The organism is Micromonospora sp. NPDC049240 (genome assembly GCF_040647835.1).
Classification (GTDB): Bacteria; Actinomycetota; Actinomycetes; order Mycobacteriales; family Micromonosporaceae; genus Micromonospora.
In genome coordinates this window covers 485,301-509,389 of the sequence record NZ_JBEZCX010000001.1, presented here as the reverse complement: position 1 = coordinate 509,389, position 24,089 = coordinate 485,301, and the positions used below count along the sequence as shown (strand labels likewise).

Annotated in this window: 25 protein-coding genes; 17 read left to right on the top strand and 8 right to left on the bottom strand. The window is 73.8% G+C overall.

Annotated elements, in window-relative coordinates; all coding sequences use genetic code 11:
• Positions 1–166: 166 nt before the first annotated feature.
• Complete coding sequence (locus AB0B02_RS02470) at positions 167–1,042, top strand: L,D-transpeptidase family protein (protein WP_357294783.1); 876 nt, start codon at positions 167–169, stop codon at positions 1,040–1,042.
• A 51-nt stretch (positions 1,043–1,093) separates the two neighbouring features.
• A complete protein-coding gene (locus tag AB0B02_RS02465) occupies positions 1,094–1,327 on the top strand; it encodes a hypothetical protein (protein ID WP_281942742.1) in 234 nt (77 codons plus the stop codon).
• Position 1,328: 1 nt separating this feature from the next.
• Here AB0B02_RS02465 and AB0B02_RS02460 read toward each other — a convergent pair whose 3' ends face one another.
• The gene (locus AB0B02_RS02460) at positions 1,329–3,794 is read right to left on the bottom strand and encodes a helicase-associated domain-containing protein (protein ID WP_357294771.1); all 2,466 of its coding nucleotides are present in this window, start codon (positions 3,792–3,794) and stop codon (positions 1,329–1,331) included.
• A 37-nt stretch (positions 3,795–3,831) separates the two neighbouring features.
• On the opposite strand from AB0B02_RS02460, the gene AB0B02_RS02455 reads away from it, so the two are divergent.
• Together AB0B02_RS02455 and AB0B02_RS02450 are read left to right on the top strand one after the other, a co-directional pair.
• Positions 3,832–4,455, top strand: a complete 624-nt coding sequence (locus AB0B02_RS02455; RefSeq protein WP_281942746.1) for an HAD hydrolase-like protein — start codon at positions 3,832–3,834, stop codon at positions 4,453–4,455.
• Positions 4,456–4,483: 28 nt separating this feature from the next.
• Positions 4,484–4,870, top strand: a complete 387-nt coding sequence (locus AB0B02_RS02450; RefSeq protein WP_073826071.1) for a cold shock domain-containing protein — start codon at positions 4,484–4,486, stop codon at positions 4,868–4,870.
• On the opposite strand, the gene AB0B02_RS02445 is transcribed toward AB0B02_RS02450, so the two are convergent.
• Positions 4,831–5,661, bottom strand: coding sequence for a 1,4-dihydroxy-6-naphthoate synthase (locus AB0B02_RS02445; protein WP_107154757.1), 831 nt, complete (start codon positions 5,659–5,661; stop codon positions 4,831–4,833). The two genes, AB0B02_RS02450 and AB0B02_RS02445, sit on opposite strands and share 40 nt — an antisense overlap.
• A gap of 386 nt (positions 5,662–6,047) precedes the next feature.
• On the opposite strand from AB0B02_RS02445, the gene AB0B02_RS02440 reads away from it, so the two are divergent.
• On the top strand, positions 6,048–6,932 hold the full coding sequence (locus AB0B02_RS02440; protein WP_281942749.1) for a GNAT family N-acetyltransferase: 885 nt from the start codon (positions 6,048–6,050) through the stop codon (positions 6,930–6,932).
• On the opposite strand, the gene AB0B02_RS02435 is transcribed toward AB0B02_RS02440, so the two are convergent.
• Together AB0B02_RS02435 and AB0B02_RS02430 are read right to left on the bottom strand one after the other, a co-directional pair.
• A complete protein-coding gene (locus tag AB0B02_RS02435) occupies positions 6,904–7,554 on the bottom strand; it encodes a futalosine hydrolase (protein WP_281942750.1) in 651 nt (216 codons plus the stop codon). The two genes, AB0B02_RS02440 and AB0B02_RS02435, sit on opposite strands and share 29 nt — an antisense overlap.
• Positions 7,551–9,185, bottom strand: coding sequence for an MFS transporter (locus AB0B02_RS02430; protein WP_357294747.1), 1,635 nt, complete (start codon positions 9,183–9,185; stop codon positions 7,551–7,553). Before AB0B02_RS02430 ends, AB0B02_RS02435 begins: the two co-directional genes overlap by 4 nt.
• A gap of 65 nt (positions 9,186–9,250) precedes the next feature.
• Here AB0B02_RS02430 and AB0B02_RS02425 point away from each other — a divergent pair, with 65 nt between their 5' ends.
• A complete protein-coding gene (locus AB0B02_RS02425; protein ID WP_281943429.1) occupies positions 9,251–10,090 on the top strand; it encodes a DUF3027 domain-containing protein in 840 nt (279 codons plus the stop codon).
• A gap of 4 nt (positions 10,091–10,094) precedes the next feature.
• Here AB0B02_RS02425 and AB0B02_RS02420 read toward each other — a convergent pair whose 3' ends face one another.
• Positions 10,095–10,355: a DUF2530 domain-containing protein gene (locus tag AB0B02_RS02420; protein WP_281943427.1), complete on the bottom strand. Its 261-nt coding sequence runs from the start codon at positions 10,353–10,355 to the stop codon at positions 10,095–10,097.
• 92 nt (positions 10,356–10,447) lie between these two features.
• On the opposite strand from AB0B02_RS02420, the gene AB0B02_RS02415 reads away from it, so the two are divergent.
• The 5 genes from AB0B02_RS02415 (at position 10,448) to thpR (ending at position 15,005) form a co-directional block, all read left to right on the top strand.
• Positions 10,448–11,929, top strand: a complete 1,482-nt coding sequence (locus tag AB0B02_RS02415) for an NCS2 family permease (protein ID WP_357294731.1) — start codon at positions 10,448–10,450, stop codon at positions 11,927–11,929.
• Positions 11,930–11,990: 61 nt separating this feature from the next.
• Entirely contained in the window at positions 11,991–12,440 is a 450-nt protein-coding gene (locus tag AB0B02_RS02410) for a MarR family transcriptional regulator (RefSeq protein WP_281943423.1), read from the top strand.
• Positions 12,441–12,509: 69 nt separating this feature from the next.
• Complete coding sequence (locus AB0B02_RS02405; protein ID WP_281943421.1) at positions 12,510–13,796, top strand: MFS transporter; 1,287 nt, start codon at positions 12,510–12,512, stop codon at positions 13,794–13,796.
• A gap of 125 nt (positions 13,797–13,921) precedes the next feature.
• Positions 13,922–14,431: a hypothetical protein gene (locus AB0B02_RS02400; protein ID WP_281943419.1), complete on the top strand. Its 510-nt coding sequence runs from the start codon at positions 13,922–13,924 to the stop codon at positions 14,429–14,431.
• Between the two features lie 4 nt (positions 14,432–14,435).
• Positions 14,436–15,005, top strand: a complete 570-nt coding sequence (gene thpR / locus AB0B02_RS02395) for an RNA 2',3'-cyclic phosphodiesterase (protein ID WP_357294711.1) — start codon at positions 14,436–14,438, stop codon at positions 15,003–15,005.
• 39 nt (positions 15,006–15,044) lie between these two features.
• On the opposite strand, the gene sepH is transcribed toward thpR, so the two are convergent.
• The 3 genes from sepH to AB0B02_RS02380 form a co-directional block, all read right to left on the bottom strand.
• Positions 15,045–16,133: a septation protein SepH gene (sepH, locus tag AB0B02_RS02390; RefSeq protein WP_281943415.1), complete on the bottom strand. Its 1,089-nt coding sequence runs from the start codon at positions 16,131–16,133 to the stop codon at positions 15,045–15,047.
• 189 nt (positions 16,134–16,322) lie between these two features.
• Complete coding sequence (gene serC / locus AB0B02_RS02385; RefSeq protein WP_357294687.1) at positions 16,323–17,450, bottom strand: phosphoserine transaminase; 1,128 nt, start codon at positions 17,448–17,450, stop codon at positions 16,323–16,325.
• A 259-nt stretch (positions 17,451–17,709) separates the two neighbouring features.
• Positions 17,710–18,816 carry a citrate synthase 2 gene (locus AB0B02_RS02380; RefSeq protein WP_357294676.1) on the bottom strand — a complete coding sequence of 369 codons (1,107 nt, stop codon included), beginning with the start codon at positions 18,814–18,816 and terminating at the stop codon, positions 17,710–17,712.
• A 274-nt stretch (positions 18,817–19,090) separates the two neighbouring features.
• On the opposite strand from AB0B02_RS02380, the gene pdxH reads away from it, so the two are divergent.
• Genes pdxH through AB0B02_RS02350 form a run of 6 tightly spaced genes read left to right on the top strand, consistent with a single transcriptional unit; the run spans position 19,091 to position 24,081 of the window.
• A complete protein-coding gene (gene pdxH / locus AB0B02_RS02375) occupies positions 19,091–19,720 on the top strand; it encodes a pyridoxamine 5'-phosphate oxidase (protein WP_357295831.1) in 630 nt (209 codons plus the stop codon).
• A complete protein-coding gene (locus AB0B02_RS02370; RefSeq protein ID WP_357294664.1) occupies positions 19,717–21,009 on the top strand; it encodes an MFS transporter in 1,293 nt (430 codons plus the stop codon). The genes pdxH and AB0B02_RS02370 overlap by 4 nt, the downstream gene beginning before the upstream one ends.
• A gap of 15 nt (positions 21,010–21,024) precedes the next feature.
• On the top strand, positions 21,025–21,951 hold the full coding sequence (locus AB0B02_RS02365) for an aldose 1-epimerase family protein (protein ID WP_281943407.1): 927 nt from the start codon (positions 21,025–21,027) through the stop codon (positions 21,949–21,951).
• Positions 21,952–21,953: 2 nt separating this feature from the next.
• The gene (locus AB0B02_RS02360) at positions 21,954–22,556 is read left to right on the top strand and encodes a nitroreductase family protein (RefSeq protein ID WP_281943405.1); all 603 of its coding nucleotides are present in this window, start codon (positions 21,954–21,956) and stop codon (positions 22,554–22,556) included.
• A 54-nt stretch (positions 22,557–22,610) separates the two neighbouring features.
• Positions 22,611–22,916, top strand: coding sequence for a type II toxin-antitoxin system VapB family antitoxin (locus AB0B02_RS02355; RefSeq protein WP_089154454.1), 306 nt, complete (start codon positions 22,611–22,613; stop codon positions 22,914–22,916).
• 4 nt (positions 22,917–22,920) lie between these two features.
• On the top strand, positions 22,921–24,081 hold the full coding sequence (locus AB0B02_RS02350; RefSeq protein ID WP_357294646.1) for an acyl-CoA dehydrogenase family protein: 1,161 nt from the start codon (positions 22,921–22,923) through the stop codon (positions 24,079–24,081).
• Positions 24,082–24,089: the final 8 nt, after the last annotated feature.

The following is a 24,089-nucleotide window of genomic DNA, read 5'->3' as shown; positions in this document are numbered from 1 at the left end:
TCCTCCTCGCCTGGCCCGGAAACCTGCCCGCACGGCGGCTGACCTGCCGAAGGCGGACCATCCAGTGTTGCACGCCGGGGAAGGTCAGAAAAAAGTCTCGCTGGACAGGCAACGTCATACTCCTCTCACACGTCTAGCAAGCGGGACAACTGTCCAGGGAGGGCCCATGCAGCGTGTCCGGTTTCTCGCCCGGGTCGCCGGCCTGGCGGTGGTCGTGCTGGTCGGCGTCGGCGCGTGCGCGCTCGATCCGCAGACGGAGGGCGCCGGGGTCACCACCCCCGCGCCGGTCGGGCTGACGGAGGGAGCATCGGGGGCGAGCGCGCCGCCCACGCCCGAGCGGTCGGCCACGTCCCCGCCGGCGCAGCCGAGCCGGACGGCCACGCCGAAACCCTCCCGGTCGCCGTCGGCGACCGCCTCCCCGAAGCCCAAGCCGAAGCCGAGCCGCTCCGCCGGGTGCCCGCAGGGCGAGCACCAACGGGCCGTGGAGCGCTACCTGAGCCGGCTGGGCGGGTTCGGGACGCTGACCGTGGACGGTGCGCAGTCCGCCGCCGACTGCGTCGCGATCAAGAAGTTCCAGAACCGGTACGGCATCAGCCCGGCCTCCGGTCGCGCCGGCCCCACCACGTACGACGTGGCGAAGCGGCTGGCCGACACAGACGTGTCCCGCTGCCGGGCCGGCGCCCGGCTCACGTTCTGCGTGGACCTGACCCGGCAGACCGTGTGGGCGATGCGCGGCGGCACGGTGGTGCTGGGCCCGACCGTCACCCGCACCGGCATGTCCGGCTACGCCACGCCGGCCGGCACGTACTCGGTCGGCTGGAAGAACCTGCGTGAGTGGTCCAACCCGTACGAGGTGTGGCTGCCGTACTGGCAGCAGTTCAACGGCGGCATCGGCTTCCACGAGACCACCACCTACCTGCACAACGGCGCGATCGGCTCGCACGGCTGCGTCAACCTGCTGCACCGCGACGCGGTCCGCCTCTGGGAGCTGGGCTCGGTCGGCACCCGCGTGGTGGTGATCGGCCGCCGTCCCGGCACCTGAGCTGCCGGTACCCTGGGAGCCGGGTCCACCACCGGGCGGGGAGGGGCTGGCATGACCGTCGATCAGGACGTGCTTCCCGAGGACGAGCGGACGCCGCCGCAGGTCTCCACCGCGGTGCTGGTCGGCTACGCGACCGCCGCCGCGGGCGTGTTCGGTTGGTTTCTCTTCGGGCTGCTGGTGCAGCGGCAGGGCTTCGTCGACTCGGTCGGCGAGTCCGCCGGCGCGGCGTTCGCGCTGCTGCTGGCGATCTCGGTGATCGGCACGTTGCGCCGCAACGGGGAGTGACTCACTCCTCCAGCACGGCGGCCGTGATCCGGTGCAGCGCGAACGTGTGCAGCATCTCGGTGCGGTCGTCCTCGGCGCGCAGGTAGCCGGCGCCGATCGAGACCGGCCGGACCAGCCGGGACGCGGTCGCCCCGTGCGCGTCGACGTAACCCACCCAGACCCGCGCCTTGTCCCGCACCGCCTGCTGGAGCACCGCCAACGCGTCGCCGTGCCCGGGCACCGCCGTCGGGCCGGTGACCGCCGGTCCGCCGCGGACCACCGCCGGGGCCCGCCGCGCCGCCCGGGCCGCCGCCTCGCCCCGGCGGATCTGCTCCACCACGCCCAGCAGGCGGGGCATCGGCAGCCTCGGCGTGGCCAGCGGGTCCACCGTCCGGCCGGTGAGCGGCGTCCGGGCCGGCGCCCGCCGGTTCTTCGGCCGGGACAGCACCGTCGCGCCGCTGGCGTCCTCGGGCACCGGCGCGTATCCCGCGTCGCGCAACGCGAGCAGCATCCGGTTGACCTGGTACGGGGTGACCAGCACGGTCGGGGCCAGCCGGCGGAACGCCAGCGACTCCAACCGCCGGTCCGCCTGCACCTCGTTGAGCAGCGCCTCGTCGTCGCTGCGCACGTAGCCCCCGGCCGACCCGACCCGCAGCCCGCCGTGCTTGCGCGCCACGTCGTCCACCAGATAGGTCAGCCCCTGCGGCACCGGGGTACGCGACCGGCGGCGGAACAGCGCGTGCAGGTCGTCGGCGGTGTACCCGGCGTCCAGGGCCCGCCGGATGCTGGCCGTGGTCACCCGGTGCACGCTCGCCCCGCCCGCCGACTCGTGCTCGGCCACCACGTCCAGCTCGGCGGCGAGCGCCGGGTCGGGCGGGCCGGGCACCACCACGCTCAGGTCGGCCTGCACGAGGACGTGGTCGACCGGGGCGGGCAGCAGCCCGTCCAGTGCGCGTACCGCCGTCGACGGGTCGCCCGACTCAGCGTCGGAGCGCAGCCCCAGCGGGTCGTCGCCCCGCTCGTCGGCGTCGGCCAGCTCGGCCAGCAGCAGCCGCCCGTACGAGGTGAGCGCGCCCAGCCCGGTCACCCCGAGCCGGGCCGCCTCGGCCAGCACGTCGCGGTGCGCCGTCTCCCGTCCCCGGGCCCGCCGGGGCGCCCGCCACTCCAGCAGCGCCAGCACCTCGTCCGGTGTCGGCGCGGTGGCCGCCGGCAGGTCGGCCAGCACGGCGAGCACCGCGCGGCGGGCGGCCGGCGCACCGGCGCGTTCCGCCTCCGGCGAGAGCACCGAGATCGGCCGGTCCCGGTCGTCCCGCTGGCCGACCAGACCCACCTGCCGGGTCATCGCCAGCCACGCCCGGGCGAGCTGCTCCCAGCGCTGGGCGAGCGACGCCGCGCGCCACACCTCGTACCCGCCGGTGGGCGCGATCTGCTGGTCGCCGCCGTACCGGGTGGTGGCCGCGCCGGTCAGCTCCAGCTCACCGGTCAGCCCCGCCGCGTACGCCACCTCGAAGATCAGCGCGGTGGTCGGCTCGTCCAGCCCGAGGAGCCGGGCGAGCCGGCGCAGGTCGCGTACGCCGACGCCGCCGGACCGCAGCACCGGGGCCGGCTCGACGACAAGCGCCTCCAGCAGCGCCTCGGTGTGCCGGACCGCCTCCATGGTCTGCCCGGCCCCGGCCGAGTCGACGGCCTTGGTCTCCCGGGGCGGGGCGGACACCTCGGGCGGGCTGGTGCGCAGCGGGCCGAGCGGACCGGTGTCGCGGCGCAGCACCAACCCCACCTCCCGGGGCAGCTCGACCGTGCCGTGAGGGCCGCCGGACATCCGCACCAGCAGGTGGTGCTCGACCAGCCAGCGGATCGGGGAGCCGGTGGGCGCGCCGCCGTTGACCAGGTCGGGCGGGAGCACGTCCTCGCCGCCGGTGGCGGGGGCCTCCAGTGCGCCCGGCGCCACGGTGCCGACCGGCGGCCCCGCGGCGAGCCGGTCCAGGACCGCCCGGGCCGACGGCGGCGCGGCGAGCAGCGCCCGCCGCAGCTTCGCCGGGTCCGCGCAGAGGGCCGCCGCGCGCGCGTCCAGCTCCGCCGCCGGGCGACCCAGCCCCGCCGGGTACGGGGACACCTCGTCGACGCCGCCCACCACGGTCAGGTCGTGCTCGGGGCCGTACAGCAGGAACCGCGCCCGGAGCCGGTCGACGGCGGCCCGGACCGCGGTCGGGGCGGGCGGGTGCGGCCCGGCGGTGGCCGTGGCGAGGATCTGGTCGGTGGAGGTGGCGCCGTCGGGGCCCCGGGTGAGCCGGGCGGCGTCGAGGATCTGGAGAGTGAACTGGTCGAGCCCGTCGAGCGCCCGGGCCACGGAGACCCGGGACTGGGCGCGCAGGGCGAGAGCGGACACGTCCGCCGGCACCGGCACGACGAGGTCCGGCCGCAGTTGGAGCAGGGCGGCCAGCGACTCGTCGGGGAGGGCCCGCAGATGGTCGGCGAGTGAGGTGGTCATCGTCGTACCACGCTAGCCCGCTGGGTACGTTCTCGGCATGCCTCCGCTGATGGTCGGCTTCGACCTCGACATGACCCTGGTCGACTCCCGTCCCGGGATCGCCGCCGCCTACCGGGCCCTGACCGAGCGCACCGGCGTGCCGGTGGACGCGGAACTGGCGGTGTCCCGACTGGGCCCGCCGCTGCGCACCGAGCTGGCGCACTGGTTTCCGCCGGAGCGGATCGAGGAGGCGGTGACGCTCTACCGCGAGCTGTATCCCGCGTACGCGATCACGCCGACGGTGCCGATGCCGGGCGCGGAGGGCGCGGTGCGCGCGGTGCACGAGCGCGGTGGGCGGGTGATGGTGGTGACCTCGAAGATCGGCCGGCTGGCGAAACTGCACCTGGACCACCTCGACCTGGCCGTCGACGAGCTGGCCGGCGACCTGTTCGCCGAGCAGAAGGCGACCGCGCTGCGGGAGCACGGCGCGACGCTCTACGTGGGTGACCACGTGGCCGACATGGCGGCCGCACGAGCAGCGGGAATCCCGGGCGTGGGAGTGGCAACGGGCCCGTGCTCGGCGGCCGAGCTGAGCGCGGCCGGGGCCGAACTGGTGCTTGATGATCTCGGCGAATTCCCGGCGGCGGTGGACCGGATCATCGGGCTAGCCTTGGAGGGGTAGACGGTTCGAGTGGAGCGGGGTTCGACAGGTGCCGACGGGTCGAGTGAAGTGGTACGACGCGGCCAAGGGATACGGGTTCGTCACCAGTGACGAGGGTGGCGACGTGTTCCTGCCCAAGGGCGCGCTACCGGCGGGTGTCGCCGACCTGAAGGGTGGCCAGCGGGTCGATTTCAGCGTGGTGGACAGCCGGCGGGGCGCCCAGGCCATGGGCGTGAAGTTGCTGGAGGCGCCGCCGTCCGTGGCGGAGCTGCGTCGCCGGCCGGCCGAGGAACTGCACGGCCTGGTCGAAGACATGATCAAGGTGCTGGAGGCGAAGGTCCAGCCGGACCTGCGCCGGGGGCGCTTCCCGGATCGCAAGGCCGCGCAGAAGATCGCTCAGCTGGTCCACGCGGTGGCGCGCGAGCTGGAGGTCTGAGGGACGAGCCCGGCGTCGGCGGCCCGGCCCAGCAGCGCCTCCACGGCGGCGAAGCCGGCCTCACCCAGGTCGGCGGTGAACTCGTTGACGTAGAGGCCGATGTGCCGGTCCACCACGTCGGGCTCCATCTCCTGCGCGTGCGCGAGGACGTACCCGCGGCTGGCCTCCGGGTCCGCCCAGGCCTGCCGCACCGACTCCCGGATCCAGGCGGCGGCCTCGACCGGGTCGACCGCGCCACGGCGGGCCAGGATCGCGCCGAGCGGGATCGGCAGCCCGGTGTCGCCCTCCCACCATTCGCCCAGGTCGACCAGCGCGGTCAGCCCGTGGCGCGGGTAGGTGAAACGGGCCTCGTGGATCACCAGACCGGCGTCGTACCGGCCGGCCGCCACGCCCGGCATGATCTCGTGGAACGGCACCACCTCGATCCGCGCCGGCGCCTGGTCCGCCGCCCAGAGCCGGAACAACAGGTACGCCGTGGTCCGCTCGCCGGGCACCGCCACCGTCGCGCCGGACAGGTCGGTCCGGTCGCCCCGGGTGAGCACCAGCGGGCCGCAGCCCCGGCCCAGCGCGCCGCCGCAGGGCAGCAGATGGTAGTCGTCGAGCAGCCACGGCAGCGCCGCGTAGCTCACCTTCACCAGGTCGAACGCCCCACGCTCGGCGGCCGTGTTGGTGACGTCCACGTCCGCGTAGGTCACCTCGACCGGAGGTGCCCCGGCCACCCGGCCGTGCACCAGCGCGTCGAAGACGAACGTGTCGTTCGGGCAGGGGGAGATCGCCAGGGAGAGCGCCACCCGTTCACCGTAACTCCGTCGCCGGTGCCGACCGCCACCCCGACCCGACCAGTGTGACCGACGCGGCTCGCTCGCTCCCTGGTGGCGGAGAGGTCGTTCGCCGGCCCTGCGAACTTGATGGCGTGAACGGGTCGGCCATCGGTCCGGTCGTTCACCCCCGCCCACGCGGGCACACCCGCCGGGTCAGTCCCCACTGGGCAACCTCGCCTGTGCTGGTCACGCCGGGACGTGCACCGCTGGCGGAAGGACTGACTCACCTTTGCCATCAAGTTTGCAGGGGCCGCTCGCGGACCCCTCGTCCCCAGCGGAACGGCTTTTCCACATGGTTATCCACAGGAAGTTGCCGCAGGGTGGAGGACGACGCGGTGACGGTCGAACATGGCACGGTGACTGACGCCGAACCGAACACCGATCCGCGGGCGACAGATGTGGGAGCGACGGATCTGGGAGCGACCGATCTGGGAGCGACGCTGCGGGCGTTGCGTCGGGCGGCCGACCTCAGTCAGCGTGAGCTCGCCGAGAGATCGGGAGTCCCGCAGACGACGGTCGCCCGCATCGAGTGCGGGCGGTCGGTGGGTTCGAGCTTCCGCACCGTCGCGCGGCTGGTCGTGGCAGCGGGCGGGCGGGTCATCATTGCGCCCCCGGGCGAGAGGGATCGGCTGCTGCCGACGGTGTCGGAACAGTTGCGGGACGCGGCGGGGCGGCACTGCCCGGCGCACCTGGATGCCCGAGAGGTCCGCGAGCCGAAGGACTGGCCGGGGGCCTGGTGGGCGCACTTCCCGGCCCTCTCCGGTTACGCGTCGGCCCTGCCGGCCGTGACCTACCGACTCGACCGCGAACACCGGGACCGCGACCGGGCCCGGGCCTGGGTGCGCCGGGAGTGTCAGGTCCGGCGACACCTCGACCCCACGCTGCCGGCGACGTCCTGGCGATTCGTCGCCGAGCTGCCGGACGGCGAGTTGATCGGCGAGCTGCGCGCACACGAGCGCAGCGACGAACTGCTCCTCGGCTTCCCGTTGCCGGGCCGGTGCCACCTCGTGCTGGACGGGGTGCTCGTGGCGCCGGCGTACCGGCTTCTCGGCATCGGTCGGCGGCTGGTGGCTGCGCTGACCGCCGAAATGGCCCGTTGCGACATACCGTCGGCACACGCCGTCACCGATGAGCCGGGAGTGGGCCTGCTGCGCAGATGCGGCTTCCGGGTCGAGTCGAGAGGGGCCGCGGTGATGCGGTTCGAGCTGCCGGTCAGCGGAGAGCCGCGGCTGCGGTGGTGAGCGCGGCGAACGCCTCGCGCATGCGCCACGCGCCGCGGTCGCGGGGGCCGATCGGGTTCGAGACCGTCCGCAGCTCGGCGAAGGGGACCCCGGCGTGGGTGGCGGCCACGGCGACGCCGTACCCCTCCATGGCCTCGGCCACGGCGTCCGGGTGCCGGTCGGCGAGCGTGGCGGTGCTGGCAGCGGTGCCGGTCACGGTGCTGACCGTGAGCACGGTGCCGACGGTCGCCGTGGGCAGCGCGGCGCGCAGCGCGTCCAGCAGGGCCGGGTCGGCGGGCACGGTCCGGCCGCCACCCAGCAGCTCGGGCGCCATGCCCAGCTCCTCGACCGGGATGAACCCGGCCGGCGACTCGGCACCGAGGTCGGCGGCGACGCTGCGGTCGGCCAGCACGGTGCCGCCGACCGCGACCCGGCCGACGAAGCCGCCGGCGATGCCGGCGCTGACCACCGCCCGGTACGGCCGGCCGGCCGCCTCGGCCAGCGCCAGCAGGCGCGCGGTGGCGGCGCCGGCGACGGCCGGGCCGACGCCGACCGGTCGTACCGTCACGGTCGGGTCGGTGAGGCCGGCGCGGACCGCCTCGGCCTCGGCGGGCACCGCCGTGACCACCAGCAGACCGGTCACGCCACCGGCCCCCGGGGATCGCGCCGGTTCTCGTCCTCCGCCGCCCCGACCCCGCCGACCGACGAGGAGGGGCGGTAGATGTGGAAGCCGGGCGGAGCGAGCGCGTCGTCGTCCGGCGGGGGGATGTCGACCCGCTGCGGCGCGGGCGAGGTGGGTGCCGGGTCGTCGAACGAGGTGACCGGCGGGTGACCGCTGATCACCTCGTCGTCGCCGAGCGGGCGACCGCTGATCACCTCGTCGTCGCCGAGCGGGCGACCGACCAGGTGTTCGCCGCGCAGTCGGCCGGCGATCAGCACACCGCGTACGGCCACGAGCGCGGCCACGCCGGCGGCTACCGCCACCCCGATCAGGCCGGTGAACGGCACCAGCCCCAGCCCGCCGCCGGCCACGAACGCGAGCATCAGCGCGGTCTCCGAGTGCGCGAACGAACTGGCCCGCAGCCGCTCCGGGATGCGCTCCTGGATCGAGGCGTCCACCGCCAGCTTGGCGATCCCGCTCATCAGCGCCGCCACCAGGCAGAGCAGCGCCACCATGGGCAGCGAGAACTTGATCGCGGCGAGCAGCGCCACGCCGGCCACGACGATCGAGCCGCTGGACTGGATCGCGGTCGGCCGGTGGATGCGCAGCCGGGTGCCGAGCGCGGTGGCCAGGAACGTGCCGACCGCCAGCGCGCCGCCGACCAGGCCCAACGCGGCCTGGGCGCCGAGTTCACGGCCGAAGAAGTCGGTGGTCAGGTCGCCGGCCTTGATGGCGAAGGCGAGGAAGAGAAGCAGGAAGCCGTAGATCCCGCGTAGCGCCGCGGCCCCGATCAACGTGGCGATCACCAGGCGGCCGGCGGGGCGGCCCCGGCCCAGCGGGCGCTCGCCGTCGCGGCGGCGCATCGCCCGCAGTGGGTGCGGCATCCGCTCCGGCGGCTCCGAGTCGGCCTTGGGCGGCAGCCGGAGCGAGACGACCATGCCGATCAGGAAGATCACCGTGGCGACCCGGAGCGGCCACTGCGGCCCGAACCAGAACGCGGCCAACCCGATCGGGGCGACCAGCGCGCCGGCCACCGTGCCGTAGACGCTGGCTCGCGCGCCGACCTGGGACAGCCCCAACCCTTCGGGGAGCAGCCGGGGAACCGCCGCGGACCGGGCCACGCCGTAGGCGCGGGAGAGGGCGAGCACCCCGAAGGCCGCCGGGTAGAGCCCGAGCCCGCCCATGTAGTCGGAGATCAGCCAGGCCAGGAACGCCCGGCCGAGCATGGTGGTGGCCAGCGCGTACCGCCGGCCGTGGCGGAAGTGGTCGAGCAGCGGGCCGACCACCGGTGCGAGCATGGCGAACGGGACCATGGTCACCAGCAGGTAGAGCGCGACCTTGTTGCGCGCCTCGCCCAGCGGCACGTCGAAGAAGATCGTCCCGGCCAGGCCGATGGCGATCAGCGTGTCGCCGGCGCAGGAGAGCGCGTGCAGGTCGAACAGGCGGACCATGCCCACCTCGTTGCCGGCGCTGCGGGCCCGGGCGGTGCCGGCCCGGCGAGTCATCCAGCGCCCGCCGTGCAGCGAGCCCCGCAACAGCAGCCGGGTGGCGCGGATGCCGGTGCCCACGGTCCGCCCGAGGAAGGAGCGGCCGGAGCGGGAGGACAGCGCCATGTGTCCCATCCTGACCCATCTACTCCGTGCGTGCCGCATCACCCGGAGAGAACCCGCCGACGGGCATGGGGAACAATGGTGGAGTGACCAGGCCCGCCTCCGCCCGCGCCCCCCGGCTCGACCAGGTCTGCGCCGCCGCCGTCGAGGTGGCCCGCGACGCCATCACCGAGGTGGAGCCGACCGACGTCGGTGACCACCTCCAGGCCGTCGCCGAGGGCGACCGGGTCGTCACCCACTACTTCGACTGCCGGATGGCCGGTTACCGCGGCTGGCGCTGGGCCGTCACGGTGACCCGGGTGCCGCGCAGCAGACACGTCACCATCTGCGAGACCGTGCTGCTGCCCGGCTCGGACGCGATGCTCGCCCCCGGCTGGCTGCCCTGGCAGGAGCGGCTCCAGCCGGGCGACCTGGGTCCGGGTGACCTGCTGCCCAGCCCGGCCGACGACGAGCGGCTCGCCCCCGGGTACCTGCTCTCCGACGACCCGGCCGTGGAGGAGACCGCCTGGGAGCTGGGCCTCGGTCGGGCCCGGGTGCTGTCCCGGGAGGGGCGCGCGGACACCGCCCAGCGGTGGTACGACGGCGACCACGGCCCGGACGCCGCCATCTCGACCGCCGCACCGGCCGCCGCCCGCTGCGGCACCTGCGGCTTCTACCTGCCGCTGGCCGGCTCGCTGCGGCAGTCCTTCGGGGCGTGCGGCAACTTCTTCGCCCCGGACGACGGTCGGGTGGTGAGCGCCGACCACGGCTGTGGCGCGCACTCGGAGACGCTCGTCGACACCACCGAGACGCCGGTCGCCGAGCTGCCCACCATCTACGACGACAGCGCGGTCGAGGCGGTGCCGGTCGGCGGGGCCCCCGCTCCCGCCGAGGCGGCCGAGCCGGCGGAGCCGTACGCGCACTCCTGACCGGTCAGCGCTGACGCGCGGCGGCGGCCCGGCGGCGACGCCGGTTGGCGTCGTGCCGCATCATCGTGGCCAAACCGGGAAAGCCCCACAGAAAACCGGCAAGACAGGTCCAGAGCCAGTTCTGGTGGCCGTGCGCGGTGAGCCAGCCCCGGCAGAAGATCAGCAGCACCAGACCGGCCACCGCCCAGGCGATCAGCCCGGCGACGGCGAACGGCACCATCGGCGGGTCGAGCGGCTCCGGCCGCGGCTGTTGCTCCTGGGGCACCGGCCCAGCGTACGTGATCGTTCTTTCCTGTCCGCCGGGTGATCTGGCACGATGCGCGCGACAAACCGGTTGATCGACAAGATGAGGACCCGATGGCCATTGCCCCGCCGGCGGACCACGGCACACCGCCCGATCCCGCGCACCCGCGCAACGCGTTCGACCGTTTCTTCGAGATCTCCGCCCGCCGGTCCACCACGGGTAGGGAGATCCGAGGTGGCTTCGCCACGTTCTTCACGATGGCGTACATCGTGGTGTTGAACCCGCTGATCCTCGGCGGCGCGGAGGACGCCGACGGGCGTACCCTCGCGATCCCGGCGCTGGCCGCGGCGACCGCGCTGGTCGCGGGCCTGATGACCATCCTGATGGGGGTGGTGGCCCGGTTCCCGATCGCGCTGGCCGCCGGGCTGGGCGTGAACGCGCTGGTGGCCTTCGAGATCGCGCCGCAGATGACCTGGGCGGACGCGATGGGCCTGGTGGTCATCGAGGGTGTGCTGATCGGCATCCTGGTGCTCACCGGGCTGCGTACCGCGGTGTTCCGTTCGGTGCCGACGCAGCTCAAGACCGCCATCGGGGTCGGCATCGGTCTGTTCCTGACCATCATCGGTCTGGTCGACGCCGGGTTCGTGCGGCGGGTCCCGGACGCCGCGAACACCACCGTGCCGGTCGGGCTGGGCATCAACGGCAAGATCGTCAGTTGGCCGATGCTGGTGTTCGTGGTCGGTCTGCTGGTGACCGTGGTGCTTGTGGTACGGCGGGTGCGCGGCGCGATCCTGATCGGCATCCTGGCCTCCACCGTGCTGGCCGTCGTGGTCGAGGCGGTCGGCAACATCGGCCCGTCCTTCGTCGACGGCAAGCCGAACCCGAAGGGCTGGGCGCTGAACGTGCCCGAACTGCCGAAGCAGGTGGTGGACCTGCCGGACCTGTCGCTGCTGGGCAACTTCAACGTGCTGGACTCGTGGACCCGGGTCGGCTGGCTGGTTCCGCTGATGTTCGTCTTCACGCTGCTGATCACGGACTTCTTCGACACCATGGGCACGATGGTCGCGATCGGCCAGGAGGGGGACATGCTCGACGAGCAGGGCACCCCGCCGCGCGCCAAGGAGATCCTGCTCGTCGACTCGATCGCCGCCGCCGCGGGTGGCGCGGCGTCGGTGTCGAGCAACACGTCGTACATCGAGAGCGCCGCCGGTGTCGGTGAGGGCGCCCGGACCGGCGTGGCGAACCTGGTCACCGGCGGCCTGTTCCTGCTGGCCATGTTCCTCGCGCCGCTGTCGGCGATCGTGCCGTTCGAGGCCGCGTCGACCGCGCTGGTGGTGGTCGGCTTCCTGATGATGACGGCGGTCCGGACCATCGACTGGACCGACTACGAGATCGCGATCCCGGCGTTCCTCACCATCGTGCTGATGCCGTTCACCTACTCCATCTCGAACGGCATCGGGGCCGGCGTGATCAGCTACGTGCTGGTGAAGCTGGCGAAGGGCAAGGCCCGGGAGGTCCACCCCCTGCTGTACGGCGTGGCCGCGCTCTTCATCCTCTACTTCCTGCGCGGGCCGATCGAGTCCGTGCTGCTCTGACGCTGGTGAGCCTGGTCATAACGGACGTCGTTAGCCAGGCTCATTAGTTAGGCTAACGAGTGTGACGGAGCGGACGGTGACGGCGAAACGCGTGCCACCGGCGCAGCTGGCCCCCCAGCTGCGTGATGCGATCACCCGACTCAACCGGCGGGTCCGACAGGCCCGACCGGTCGGCGACCTCACGGTCACCCAGCTGTCGGCGCTCACCAGCCTCAAGCTGGCGGGCGCCCTCACGCCACGGGAACTGGCCGACGTCGAACGGGTGCAGCCGCCGACGATGACGAAGATCGTCGCGAAGTTGGAGGAGCGCGGCCTCGTGCAGCGCACCCCCCATCCGACCGACGGACGGCAGGTCATCCTGGCGGCGACCGAGGGGGGACGGGCCGTGCTCGACCAGTTCGAGCGCGCCCGCAACGAGTGGCTGGCCAGCCGACTGGCCGCACTCACCGAGGAGGAACGCGACACGCTGCGGCGGGCCGCCGACATCCTCCAGGGCATCGCCCGCGGCTGACCCCGCGTCGCGCGGTCCGCTTCGTCAGTTGTCGATGAGGCGTACCTGACGCGAGGAGGCGCACCTAGAGTGCAGGCCAAGCTGAGCACGATGTTCCAGTCCCTACGAGTCCGCAACTACCGACTCTTCGCCACCGGGCAGCTGATCAAACTGATCGGCGTCTGGATGATGTTCATCGCCCAGGACTGGCTCGTCCTCGAGCTGAGCGACAACTCCGCCACCGCGCTCGGCGTGGTCACCGCGTTGCAGTTCACCCCCGTACTCCTGCTCACGCTGCTCTCGGGCCGTCTCGCCGACCGGTACGACAAGCGGATGCTGCTCTTCGTCGCCAACGCGTTCTGGACCGTGCTGGCGCTGGGGATGAGCATGCTGGTCGTCACCGGCGTGGTGCGGCTCTGGCACGTGTTCGCGTTCGCCGCGCTGCTCGGTGTCGCCAACGCGGTCGAGACCCCCGTGCGGCAGGCGTTCGTCTCCGAGCTGGTCGGCGTGACGCTGCTGCCGAACGCGCTCTCGCTCAACGCGGCCGTGTTCAACTCCGCCCGGATCGTCGGCCCCGCCGTCGCCGGCCTGGCCATCGCCGCGTTCGACGTCGGCCCGGTCTTCCTGGTCACCGCGCTCAGCTCCATCGCGCCGCTGGCCACCGTGGTCAAGATGCGCCCCGCCGAACTGCACCGCAAGGACCTGCCGCCGGCCGGCGAACGGGACCAGGCCCGGGTGGTGGACGGCCTGCGGTACGTGGCGCGCCGCCCCGACCTGCTGCTGCCGATGGTCGTCATGTCGGTGATCGGGATGAGCCTGTTCAACTTCCAGCTCACCCTCGCCGCGCTGGCCAAGACCGTGTTCCGGACCGGGGCCGCGTCGTTCGGCCTGTTCAGCACCGCGCTGGCGGTCGGCGCGCTGGTCGGCGCGCTCGCCGGCACCGGCCGGCGCAGCCGGCCCTCGGTCTGGCTGGTGCTGGGCGCCGCCATCGGCTGCGCCAGCTTCGGCACGCTGGTCGGGCTCGCTCCGGCGTACTGGATGGTGGTGGCGCTGCTGCTGCCCACCGGGTTCTTCATGGTCTTCTTCGCCCAGGCAGCCAACCAGCGGGTGCAGCTCGGCGTCGACGCGTCCTTCCGGGGACGGGTGATGGCGCTGTGGGTGCTGGTGTTCCTGGGCACCAACCCGGTCGGCGCGCCGATCATCGGGTGGACGGCCGAGACGTTCGGCGCCGGCGCGAGCATCTGGATCGGTGGCCTCATCTCGCTGGCCGCCGCGCTGCTGGCGCTCACCTGGCAACTGCGCCGCTCCGGCGCGCGCCTGCGCCTGCGGGTGCTGCCGATGCCGCGCTTCTACGTGGTGTCCCCCCGGGCCGAGTGAAAGGACGGGCCCCCTCTTAACGCATTCTGCATAGAAGGGGGCCCCGCTCAACACCGCACAAATGCGTACCGGCCGGTTTCGGCAAACGGGTGGCGGGTGCGGTCGACAGGGCTTAGCGTCGATGTGTGGGATTGGGGCAGGGGCTGCTGCTGGCGCTGGCGATCCTCGCTGTCTGCTGCCTCCCCGCCGTGTTCGCGCTGGTCTTCTGCGCCGACGAGATCATCGACCGGTTCGCGTGCGGGTGGGCCGAGTGGCGCGAGCAGCGCCGTGAGCGCCGCACCATCGCCCGGCTCGATCGCGCCATCGAGGCCGAGGCGCTGACCCGCGACATCGACCTGACCGAGTTCGAGCGGGAGGGCCGCCGCCCGCTGGAGCAGCTCGCCACCGATCTGCGCCGGCTCGGCGGCCACCGGCTCGCCGCCGCCGACCGCTCGGTGGTGTGGCACGGCGCGGTCATCGAGGCGTACGACGAACGGCTGCGCGCCGCCTGCCACGCCCTCGGCATCGCCGAGCACCTGGCCGAGCTGGCCGGCGTCGACCGGGAGATCGAACGGGTCCGGGTGGAAGGGCTGCTGCACGCCGCCGGGCTGACGCTGCCGGCCGCCCGGGCGGCGCACCACCAGCGGCACCGCTGAGCGGGTGCGGCTCTTCGCGGCGGTCTACCCGTCTGCGGCGGCGGTCACCGACCTCACCGCCCGGGTCGTCGGGCTGCGCGTCGGCGTCGCGTCCGCCGCCGGTGTGAACGTCCGGCTCGCCGACCCCGCCCACCTCCACCTCACGCTCGCCTTCCTCGGTGAGGTGCCGGACGACCGGCTGGTCGAGGTGACGAGCGCGCTCGGTCTGGCCGCGGAGTCCTTCCGGGCCGGTCGGGGCAGCGCACCGCGGCTGCGCCTGGGCGGTGGGGGCAGTTTCGGCCAGGGCGGCTCCACCGTGCTCTGGGTGGACGTGCGCGGCGAGACCGACGCGCTGGACGTGCTGGCCCGCCTGGTCCGCCACGCGTTGCGACGGGCCGGACTGCCGCACGACGACAAGCCGTTCCGGCCCCACCTGACCATCGCCCGCCCCGGCGACCGCGTCGACGTGCGCGCGGACCGGGAGACGCTGCACGGGTACGCCGGCCCGGAGTGGCCCGCCGAGGAGCTGGTCCTGGTCCGCAGCCACCCGGGCGCTCGCACCCACCACACCCGCCTCGCCGCCTGGCCCCTGTGACCGCCGGGCACGTCAAGTGCCCGGCACGTCAACTGTCGATCAGGAGGACTCGCGGGCCGCCGGGCCGCTGCCGAAGAGGACGTCGTCCCAGCTCGGCAGCCGCTTGCGCGGCTTGCCGCCGGCCTCACCGGACTCGGTGCCGGAACCGCCGGACGCTGGCGGGTTGCCGGTGCGCCGAGGCCGCAGCACGGCCAACGACGGCACGGCGGGGATCTCCTTCGGCGCGTCCGAGTCGTCGTCGAACGCCGAACCCTGCCCGCCGCCGAGCAGCGCGGCGGCACCCCCGGCGACAGCCCGCTGGCGGGGTGCCTCCGAACCGGCCAGCGCGGCCGGGGAACGGGTGTCGAGACCGCGGCCGGACGTGCCGCCGAGCGGCCGGTCCAGCGAGGCGAGCAGCGCGTCCCGGCCGGCACGGATCGGGTCGCGCCCCGGACGGGCCTGCTCGACCCCGGACGGCAGGCCGTGCCCGCCCCGGCTCGGCTCGCCGCGCGACGGGCCGGGCAGCGCGTGGCCGCCCCGCTCGGGCGCCGGCTCCTGGCCGAGGATCGGCGTGGGCCGCTCGGCGCACAGGTATTGCGCCATGTCGTCGTGCGCGATGACGTTCTGCCGGGACTTGTCGAGATCCCACACCGCCTGGGCGGTGGCCTTGCCGGACGGCCAGGTGGCGATGATCCGCCAGGTGCCGTCGTCGCGGCGGTAGGCGTCCCAGGAGATCTTCTCGGTGTCGATGCCGTGCTGGGCCAGCCGGCCGTTGACCACCTCGGCCAGCGGGGTCGGCTTCTCAGCGCCCTTGAGCCGGGTGCGGCGGGCGTGCTGGGCGAGCATGGCCCGCTCCTGGAGCACCGGGCCGGCGTAGCGCAGCACGCGGTCGACCGGCACGCCGGCGATGCGGGCGACGTCCTCAGCGGACTCGCCGGAACGGATCCGGGCCTGGATGTCGCGTGGGGACAGCGACGGCGTGGGATCGGTGGAGGCCGGCACCACCGCGAGCGGGGGCGCGCCCGGCTCGGCGTGCAGCACCGAGGCCACGCGCTCGTCGATGGGGAGGGCGAGCAGGCGGCCCACCTCGTCGGTGAGCACCAGGGCCTGGCCGTCCTCGGAAAGGGCGACGAAGCGTACTGGGCGCATGGGCTTGCCTCCGTCCCGCTTCGCTGGCCGTCACGCCACGAGCCGGCCACCCGGGGCGTCCCCACCACCGTACGCTCATCTACCCGACGATGGGGACTGCGACACCCCGGCATGTCGCGACTGAGCTGCGGCGATGATCACGGTGGGTGGCCGCCGGAGCCCCGACGACCACCCAGCGTCACGGCGTGATCAGAGTCGCTCGACCACGTAGTCGATGGACGCGGTGAGCGCCTCGACGTCGGCCGGCTCGACGGCCGGGAAGAGCGCGACCCGGAGCTGGTTGCGGCCGAGTTTCCGGTAGGGCTCGGTGTCCACGATGCCGTTGGCGCGCAGCGCCTTGGCGATCGCCGTGGCGTCCACCCCGTCGGCGAAGTCGACGGTGGCGACCACGTTGGAGCGCAGCGCCGGGTCCGCCACGAACGGGGTGGCGAACGACGAGCGCTCGGCCCAGCCGTACACGATGCCGGCGCTCTCGGCGGTGCGCTTGGCCGCCCAGGCCAGCCCGCCCTGGGAGTTCATCCAGTCGGTCTGCTCCGCGGCCAGGAAGATGGTGGCCAGCGCCGGGGTGTTGTACGTCTGCTCCAGCCGCGAGTTGTCGATCGCGGTGACCAGGTCCAGGAAGGCCGGGATGTAGCGGCCCGAGGACTTGATCTCGGTGGCCCGGGCGAGCGCGGCCGGCGACATCAGCGCCAGCCAGAGGCCGCCGTCGGAGCCGAAGCACTTCTGCGGGGCGAAGTAGTAGACGTCGGTCTCGGCGACGTCGACGTCCAGCCCGCCCGCGCCGGACGTGGCGTCGACAAGCAGCAGCGAGCCCTCGTCGGCGCCCGGCACCCGGCTGATCGGCACCGCCACGCCGGTGGAGGTCTCGTTGTGCGGGGTGGCGTAGACGTCCACGCCCGCCTCGGCGACCAGCGTCGGGGCGCTGCCCGCCGCCGACTTGCGCACGGTCGGCTCGCCCAGGAACGGGGCGTCGGCGACCGACTTGGCGAACTTGGCGCCGAACTCGCCGAAGCTGGCGAACTGGGCCCGGTCGCGGACCAGGCCGAACGTGGCGACCTCCCAGAACGCAGTGGTGCCGCCGTTGCCGATGATCACCTCGTAGCCCTCGGGGAGGGAGAAGAACTCGGCGATGCCCCGGCGCAGCCGGGCGACCTCGTCGCGGACCGTCTTCTGCCGGTGCGACGTGCCCAGGTAGCTGGTGGCGACGTCGGCGAGCGCGGAGACCGCCGCCGGACGAACCTTGGACGGGCCGCAGCCGAAACGGCCGTCGGCGGGCTTGAGGTCGTCGGGAATCCGGATGGTCGGTGCGTCAGCCACGGTTGTCTCGATCCTTCCGCATGGGCGAGGGCGGGCCCTTCCTGCGGGCGCGGATCGACGACCGGCTCGTGCGCCGGACGCACGGGGCGGCCGGGATCCGAACCCGGCCGGCAGCGCTGCCGGCCTTCATCCTCGCACCCGCCCGGCCGGCACCACCCGCTGGTCCCACCGTGAGTGCTGAGTCGTACGCCACAGCGGCAGCGTTAAGAAGGGGCCCCGCCTATGCCGAAAGCGTTAAGAGGGGGCCCCTCCTTACGGCTCAGACGCCGTGCGGGATGGCGTCCCAGCCCTCGACCTGCTGCGGCTTGCGGGTGCCCGGGCCGACGTAGGTGGCGGACGGGCGGACCAGCCGCTGGAGCTTCTTCTGCTCCAGGATGTGCGCGGACCAACCGCCCATCCGGGCGCAGGTGAACATCGAGGTGAACATGTGCGCCGGCACCTCGGCGAAGTCCAGCACCACGGCCGACCAGAACTCGACGTTGGTGGCGAGGACGCGGTCCGGGCGGCGGGCCTGCAACTCGGCCAGGGCGGCCTTCTCCAGCGCCTCGGCGACCTCGAAGCGGGGCGCGCCCAGCTCCTTGGCGGTCCGCCGCAGCACGCGGGCGCGCGGGTCCTCGGCCCGGTAGACCCGGTGCCCGAAGCCCATCAGCCGCTCGCCGCGGTCGAGCACGCCCTTGACGTACCCCTCGGCGTCGCCGCTGCGCTCGACCGACTCCAGCATGCTGAGCACCCGGGACGGCGCGCCGCCGTGCAGCGGGCCGGAGAGGGCGCCGATGCCGGAGGAGATGCAGGCCGCGGCGTCCGCGCCGGTGGAGGCCACGATCCGCGCGGTGAAGGTGGAGGCGTTCAGGCCATGCTCGGCGGCCGAGATGAAGTACGCGTCGACGGCCTTGACGTGCCGGGGGTCGGGTTCGCCGCGCCACCGCTTCATGAAGCGCTCGACGATCGTCTCCGCCTTGTCGATCTCCTTCTGTGGCACCGCCGGCAGGCCCAGCCCGCGCGCCGACTGGGCGACGAAGGACAGCGCGGTGACCGACACCCGGGCCAGGTCCTCGCGGGCCTGGGCGTCGGAGATGTCGAGAAGCTGACTGAGCCCCCAGTACGGGGCCAGCATGGCGACCGCGGACTGCACGTCGACGCGGATGTCGCCGGAGTGCACCGGCACCGGGAACGGCTCGGCCGGCGGCAGGCCGGGGCCGAACCGACCGTCCACCAGCAGCGCCCAGACGTTGCCGAAGGAGACCTGGCCGATCAGATCCTCGATGTCCACGCCCCGGTAGCGCAGCGATCCACCCGCGCGGTCGGGTTCGGCGATCTGGGTCTCGAAGGCTACGACGCCCTCCAGACCCGGCTTGAAATCGGACATGTCGTCTCCTGGCTTCCGGCTCGGTGCGCCCGGGCGGGCTGATCCAGCCCCGCAGCTCAGGCGACCCCTCAGGGATGTGGTTCGAAACATCTTGCCCGGTGGGTAACCGGCTGCGCGACCCGCAGCGACTGTGCGCCACGCGACATCCCCGCCGGTGGACGCGCATGCGGACAGGAGAAGACTAGGCGTCGGGGCCTGGCCAGCGTCGGGGGACGCCGGTACGCCCGGGAGAGGGACGGCCAAAGTGACAGGCGACACACCCGCCCCGGCCGGCATGCGTAACGAGTACGCCGCCGACCTGGGCCTAACCGAACCGGACCTGGCGCCGGACTGGCACATCCAGTTCGCCCGCTGGTTCGCCGACGCGGTGGCGCATCCGCTGCCCGAGCCGAACGCGATGGTGGTCGGCACCGCCGACGACCAGGGCCGGCCCAGTGGACGCACCGTGTTGCTCAAGGGCTACGACGCGGAGGGCTTCGTCTTCTACACCAACCACCGCTCGCGCAAGGGCGCCGAGGTGACCGCCAACCCGTGGGCCAGCCTGGTCTTCCCGTGGTTCCCGATGCAGCGGCAGGTGACCGTCACCGGCCGGGTGGCGCACGTCGACCGGGCGGAGACCGAGGCGTACTTCGCCAGTCGGCCGCGTGGCTCGCAGCTCGGCGCGTGGGCCAGCACCCAGTCGGCGGTGGTGCCGGACCGGGCCGCGCTGGACGCGGCGTACCAGGCGGCGGCGGAGCGGTTCGCCGGCGTCGGGTCGATCCCCGCCCCGCCGCACTGGGGCGGGTTCCGGGTCCGCCCGGAGACGGTGGAGTTCTGGCAGGGCCGGGCCAGCCGGCTGCACGACCGGCTGCGGTTCCGGCGTACCGCCGACGGGGTGTGGGTCGTCGAGCGGCTCGCACCGTGACGGAGGTCACCAAGGCCCGGTCGCGCGGACCCCGCCGCTGGGCGATCGACCTGCGCCCGCTGCGCGTGCCCGCCTACCGGCGGGTGTGGCTCGGCAACGCGGTGGCGATGTTCGGCTTCCAGTTCACCGCCGTGGCGGTGCCGGTGGAGATGTTCGACCTGACCGGCGGCTCGTTCTGGGTCGGGCTGCTCGGCGTCGCCGGCTTCGTGCCGCTGCTGGTCTTCGGGCTCTGGGGCGGCGCGGTCGCCGACGCCCGGGACCGGCGGCGGGTGCTGCTCGCGGGCGGCGCGCTGCTCTGGGCGGCGACGCTCGGGCTGCTGGTGCAGTCGCTTGTCGGCGCGCGCAGCCCGGTGCTGCTCCTGCTGCTGGTGGGCGTGCAGTCGGTGGCGTTCGCGATCACCTCCCCGGCCCGCAGCGCGATCCTGCCCCGGTTGGTGCCGGCCGAACTGGTCCCGGCCGCGACCACGCTGAACTACACCACGTTCACCGCCGCCGCGGTCGCCGGGCCGCTGGCCGCCGGGCTGATCTTCGCCACCTGGCGGGTCGACGCGGCGCTGCCCATCGCGTACGGGTTGGACGCGCTGCTGTTCACCGTGTCGCTCTGGGCCACCCTGCGGCTGCCGGCGATGCCGCCGGAGCCGGAGCCGGGCGGCGGCGTCCGCCGGGCCGGGCTGAGCAGCGTCGTCGACGGCTTCCGCTACCTGGCCACCACGCCGGTGCTGCTGCTCTCCTTCGCCATCGACCTGATCGCGATGATCCTGGCCATGCCACGGGCCCTCTTCCCGGAGCTGGCGCAGGACCGCTTCGGCGGCGGCGCGGCGGTCGGCTGGCTCTACAGCGCCATCGCCATCGGCGCGATGCTCGGCGGCCTCACCTCCGGCTGGATCGGCCGGGTGCGCCGGCAGGGGCTGGCGCTCACCGTGGCGGTGGTCGGCTGGGGCGTGGCCATCGCGCTGGCCGGGCTGGCCGGCCGGCTCTGGCTGGCGGTGCTGCTGCTCGGTGTGGCCGGCGCCGCCGACCTGGTCAGCGCCACCCTGCGGCAGTCGATGCTGCTGGTGTACGCGCCGGACCGGATGCGCGGCCGGCTCCAGGGCGTGAACACGGTGGTGGTGGCCGGGGGCCCGCGCCTGGGTGACCTGCGGGCCGGCGTGACCGCCGCCGGGTTCGGCACCGGCGTCGCCATGGTCGGTGGTGGCATCGCCGCCGCCGTGCTGGCGGTGCTGCTGGTGACGGCGTTCCCCGCGTTGCTGCGCTATCGCGCCACCGCTCCCACCGAGGACCGTCGGTGACGATAGGGTCGCCGAATGGGGATCGACGAGCGGGCACCGTCCGGAACACAGTGGACCATCTCCGCCGACGGCCACGAGGCCGTCGTGGTGGAGGTCGGTGGCGGGCTGCGGGCCTATCGGCACGACGGGGTGGACTACCTCGACGGGTACGCCGAGGACGAGCTCAGCCCCGGCTCGGCCGGGCACGTGCTGGCGCCCTGGCCGAACCGGATCCGGGACGGCGCGTACACGTTCGGGGACCGCTCGCTCCAGCTCGACCTGACCGAGCCGGAGCGGCACAACGCGCTGCACGGCCTGGTCAACTGGGTCCGGTGGGAGCTGGTCGAGCAGTCGCCGGCGAGCGTGACGCTCGGCTACGACCTGCCGCCCACCCCGGGCTACCCGTGGGCGCTGCGGCTGCGCAGCCGGTGGAGCGTCGGCCCGGACGGCCTGCGCGCCGAGCACGAGGTGACGAACCTCTCCGCCGAGCCGGCGCCGTTCGGCTTCTCCGTGCACCCCTATTTCCAGCTCCCCAAGGTGGGTGTGGACGAGCTGGTGCTGCGGGTGCCGGGGCGGAACCGGGTGCTGGTGGACGGCCGGCTGCTGCCGGTGGGCGCCAGCCCGGTGGCCGGCACCGAGTACGACTTCACCGCGCCCCGGCCGATCGGCGACATGGTGCTCGACCTGGCCTTCGGGGACGTGGAGCGGGACGCCGACGGCGGTTCGGCGGTGACGCTCGGCGCGCCGGACGGCTCGTCCGGGCTGGCGGTCTGGGCGGACCGCGAGTTCGGCTGGTGGCAGGTGTTCACCGGGGACACGCTCGGCGGTGAGCGGCACCGCCGCTCGGTGGCGGTGGAGCCGATGACGTGCCCGCCGGACGCGTTCCGGTCCGGCCGGGACGTGATCACGCTGGACGCCGGGCAGACGTGGCGCGGCGCCTGGGGCGTCCGGCCGGGGCGCTGAGCGTGGAGTTCGCCGAGGTCGTCCGGCGTCGCCGGATGGTCCGCAACTACGACCCCGACCGGCCGGTCCCGCCCGAGGTGGTGGACCGGCTGCTCGCGCACGCGGTCCGGGCCCCGTCGGCCGGGTTCGCGCAGGGCTGGGGGTTCCTGGTGCTGGAGGAGCCGGCGGACCGGGCCCGGTTCTGGGCGGCCACCACGCCGGACGGCGGCGGTCGGGAACGCTGGCTGGCCGGGATGCGCCGGGCCCCGCTGATCGTGGTGCCGCACGCCAACCGGGACGCCTACCTGGACCGGTACGCCGAGCCGGACAAGGGCTGGACGGACCGCGCCGAGGACCGCTGGCCGGTGCCCTACTGGTACGTGGACGCCGGCTTCGCGGCGCTGCTGATGCTGCTCACCGCCGTGGACGAGGGGCTGGGCGCCTGCTTCTTCGGCATCCCGCCGCAGCGCGTCGGGGCGTACCGGGAGGCGTTCGGGGTGCCTCCGGAGCTGCATCCGATCGGCGCTGTCACTGTTGGCTACCGAGCCGTCGACCATCGGTCACCGTCGCTGCGCCGGGGGCGGCGCCCGGTGGATGATGTGGTCCGGCGGGGGCGGTGGAGCTGAGCGGTTAGGCTGGCAGCCACATCGTCAGCCCGGCCTGGGGGAGGAGAGCACGCGGTGATCTTCAGGGCGGTCCGGGACGGGCGTCCCTACCCGGAGCACAACTTCACGCTGAAGCAGTGGGCCGAGATCCCACCGCGTCCACTGCGGCTGGATCAGCTCATCACCACCAAGCGGGAGTTGGCGCTGGACAAGCTGCTCGCCGAGGACTCCACCTTCTACGGCGACCTCTTCCCGCACGTGGTGCAGTGGAACGGCGGCCTCTACCTGGAGGACGGCCTGCACCGGGCGTTGCGCGCGGCGTTGCAGCAGCGCAACCAGATCCATGCCCGGGTGCTGGTCCTCGGCGACCAGGGGGAGTGACGACGTGACCACGCTCGACCTGCTCGACGTCGACGCCTCGCTGAGCGAGGAGGAGCGGCAGATCCGGGCCGTCGTCCGCCAGCTCGTGACCGACCGGGTCCGCCCGCACGTCGCCGGCTGGTATGAAGACGGCGACGTGCCGGCCCGCGAGCTGGCCCGCGAGTTCGGCAAGCTGGGCCTGCTCGGCATGCACCTGACCGGGTACGGCTGCGCCGGTGCGTCGGCGGTCGCGTACGGGCTGGCCTGCCTGGAGCTGGAGGCCGGCGACTCGGGCGTCCGCTCGCTGGTCTCGGTGCAGGGCTCGCTGGCCATGTACGCGATCTGGCGCTTCGGCAGCGAGGAGCAGAAGCAACGCTGGCTGCCGGCGATGGCGACCGGCGACGCGATCGGCTGCTTCGGGCTGACCGAGCCGGACCACGGCTCCGACCCGGCCTCGATGGCCACCCGGGCCCGTCGCGACGGCGACGACTGGATCCTCACCGGCGGCAAGATGTGGATCACCAACGCGCCGATCGCCGACGTCGCGGTGATCTGGGCCCGCACCGACGACGGTGTGCGGGGTTTTCTCGTGCCCATGGACACCCCCGGGGTGGGCGCGCGGGAGATCCGCCGGAAGATGTCCCTGCGTGCCTCGCTGACCGGCGAGATCACGCTCGACGACGTGCGGCTGCCGGCGGACGCGCGACTGCCCGAGGCGACCGGGCTGAAGGCGCCGCTGAGCTGCCTGACCGAGGCCCGGCACGGCATCGTCTGGGGCGCGCTCGGCGCGGCCCGCGACTGCCTGGAGACCACCCTGGCGTACGCGACCACCCGCACCCAGTTCGGCCGGCCGCTGGCCGGTTTCCAGCTCACCCAGGCCAAGCTCGCCGACATGGCGGTGGAGTGGAACAAGGGGCTGCTGCTGGCGCTGCACCTGGGCCGGCTCGCCGACGCCGGGTCGCTGCGGCCCGAGCAGGTGAGCGTGGGCAAGCTGAACAACGTCCGGGAGGCGCTGGCCATCGCCCGACAGTGCCGCACCATCCTCGGCGCGAACGGCGTCTCCGGGGAGTACCCGATCATGCGGCACGCCGCCAACCTGGAGAGCGTGCTCACCTACGAGGGCACCTCGGAGATCCACCAGCTCGTCATCGGCCAGCGGCTGACCGGGCTCTCCGCCTTCGCCTGACCTGCTGT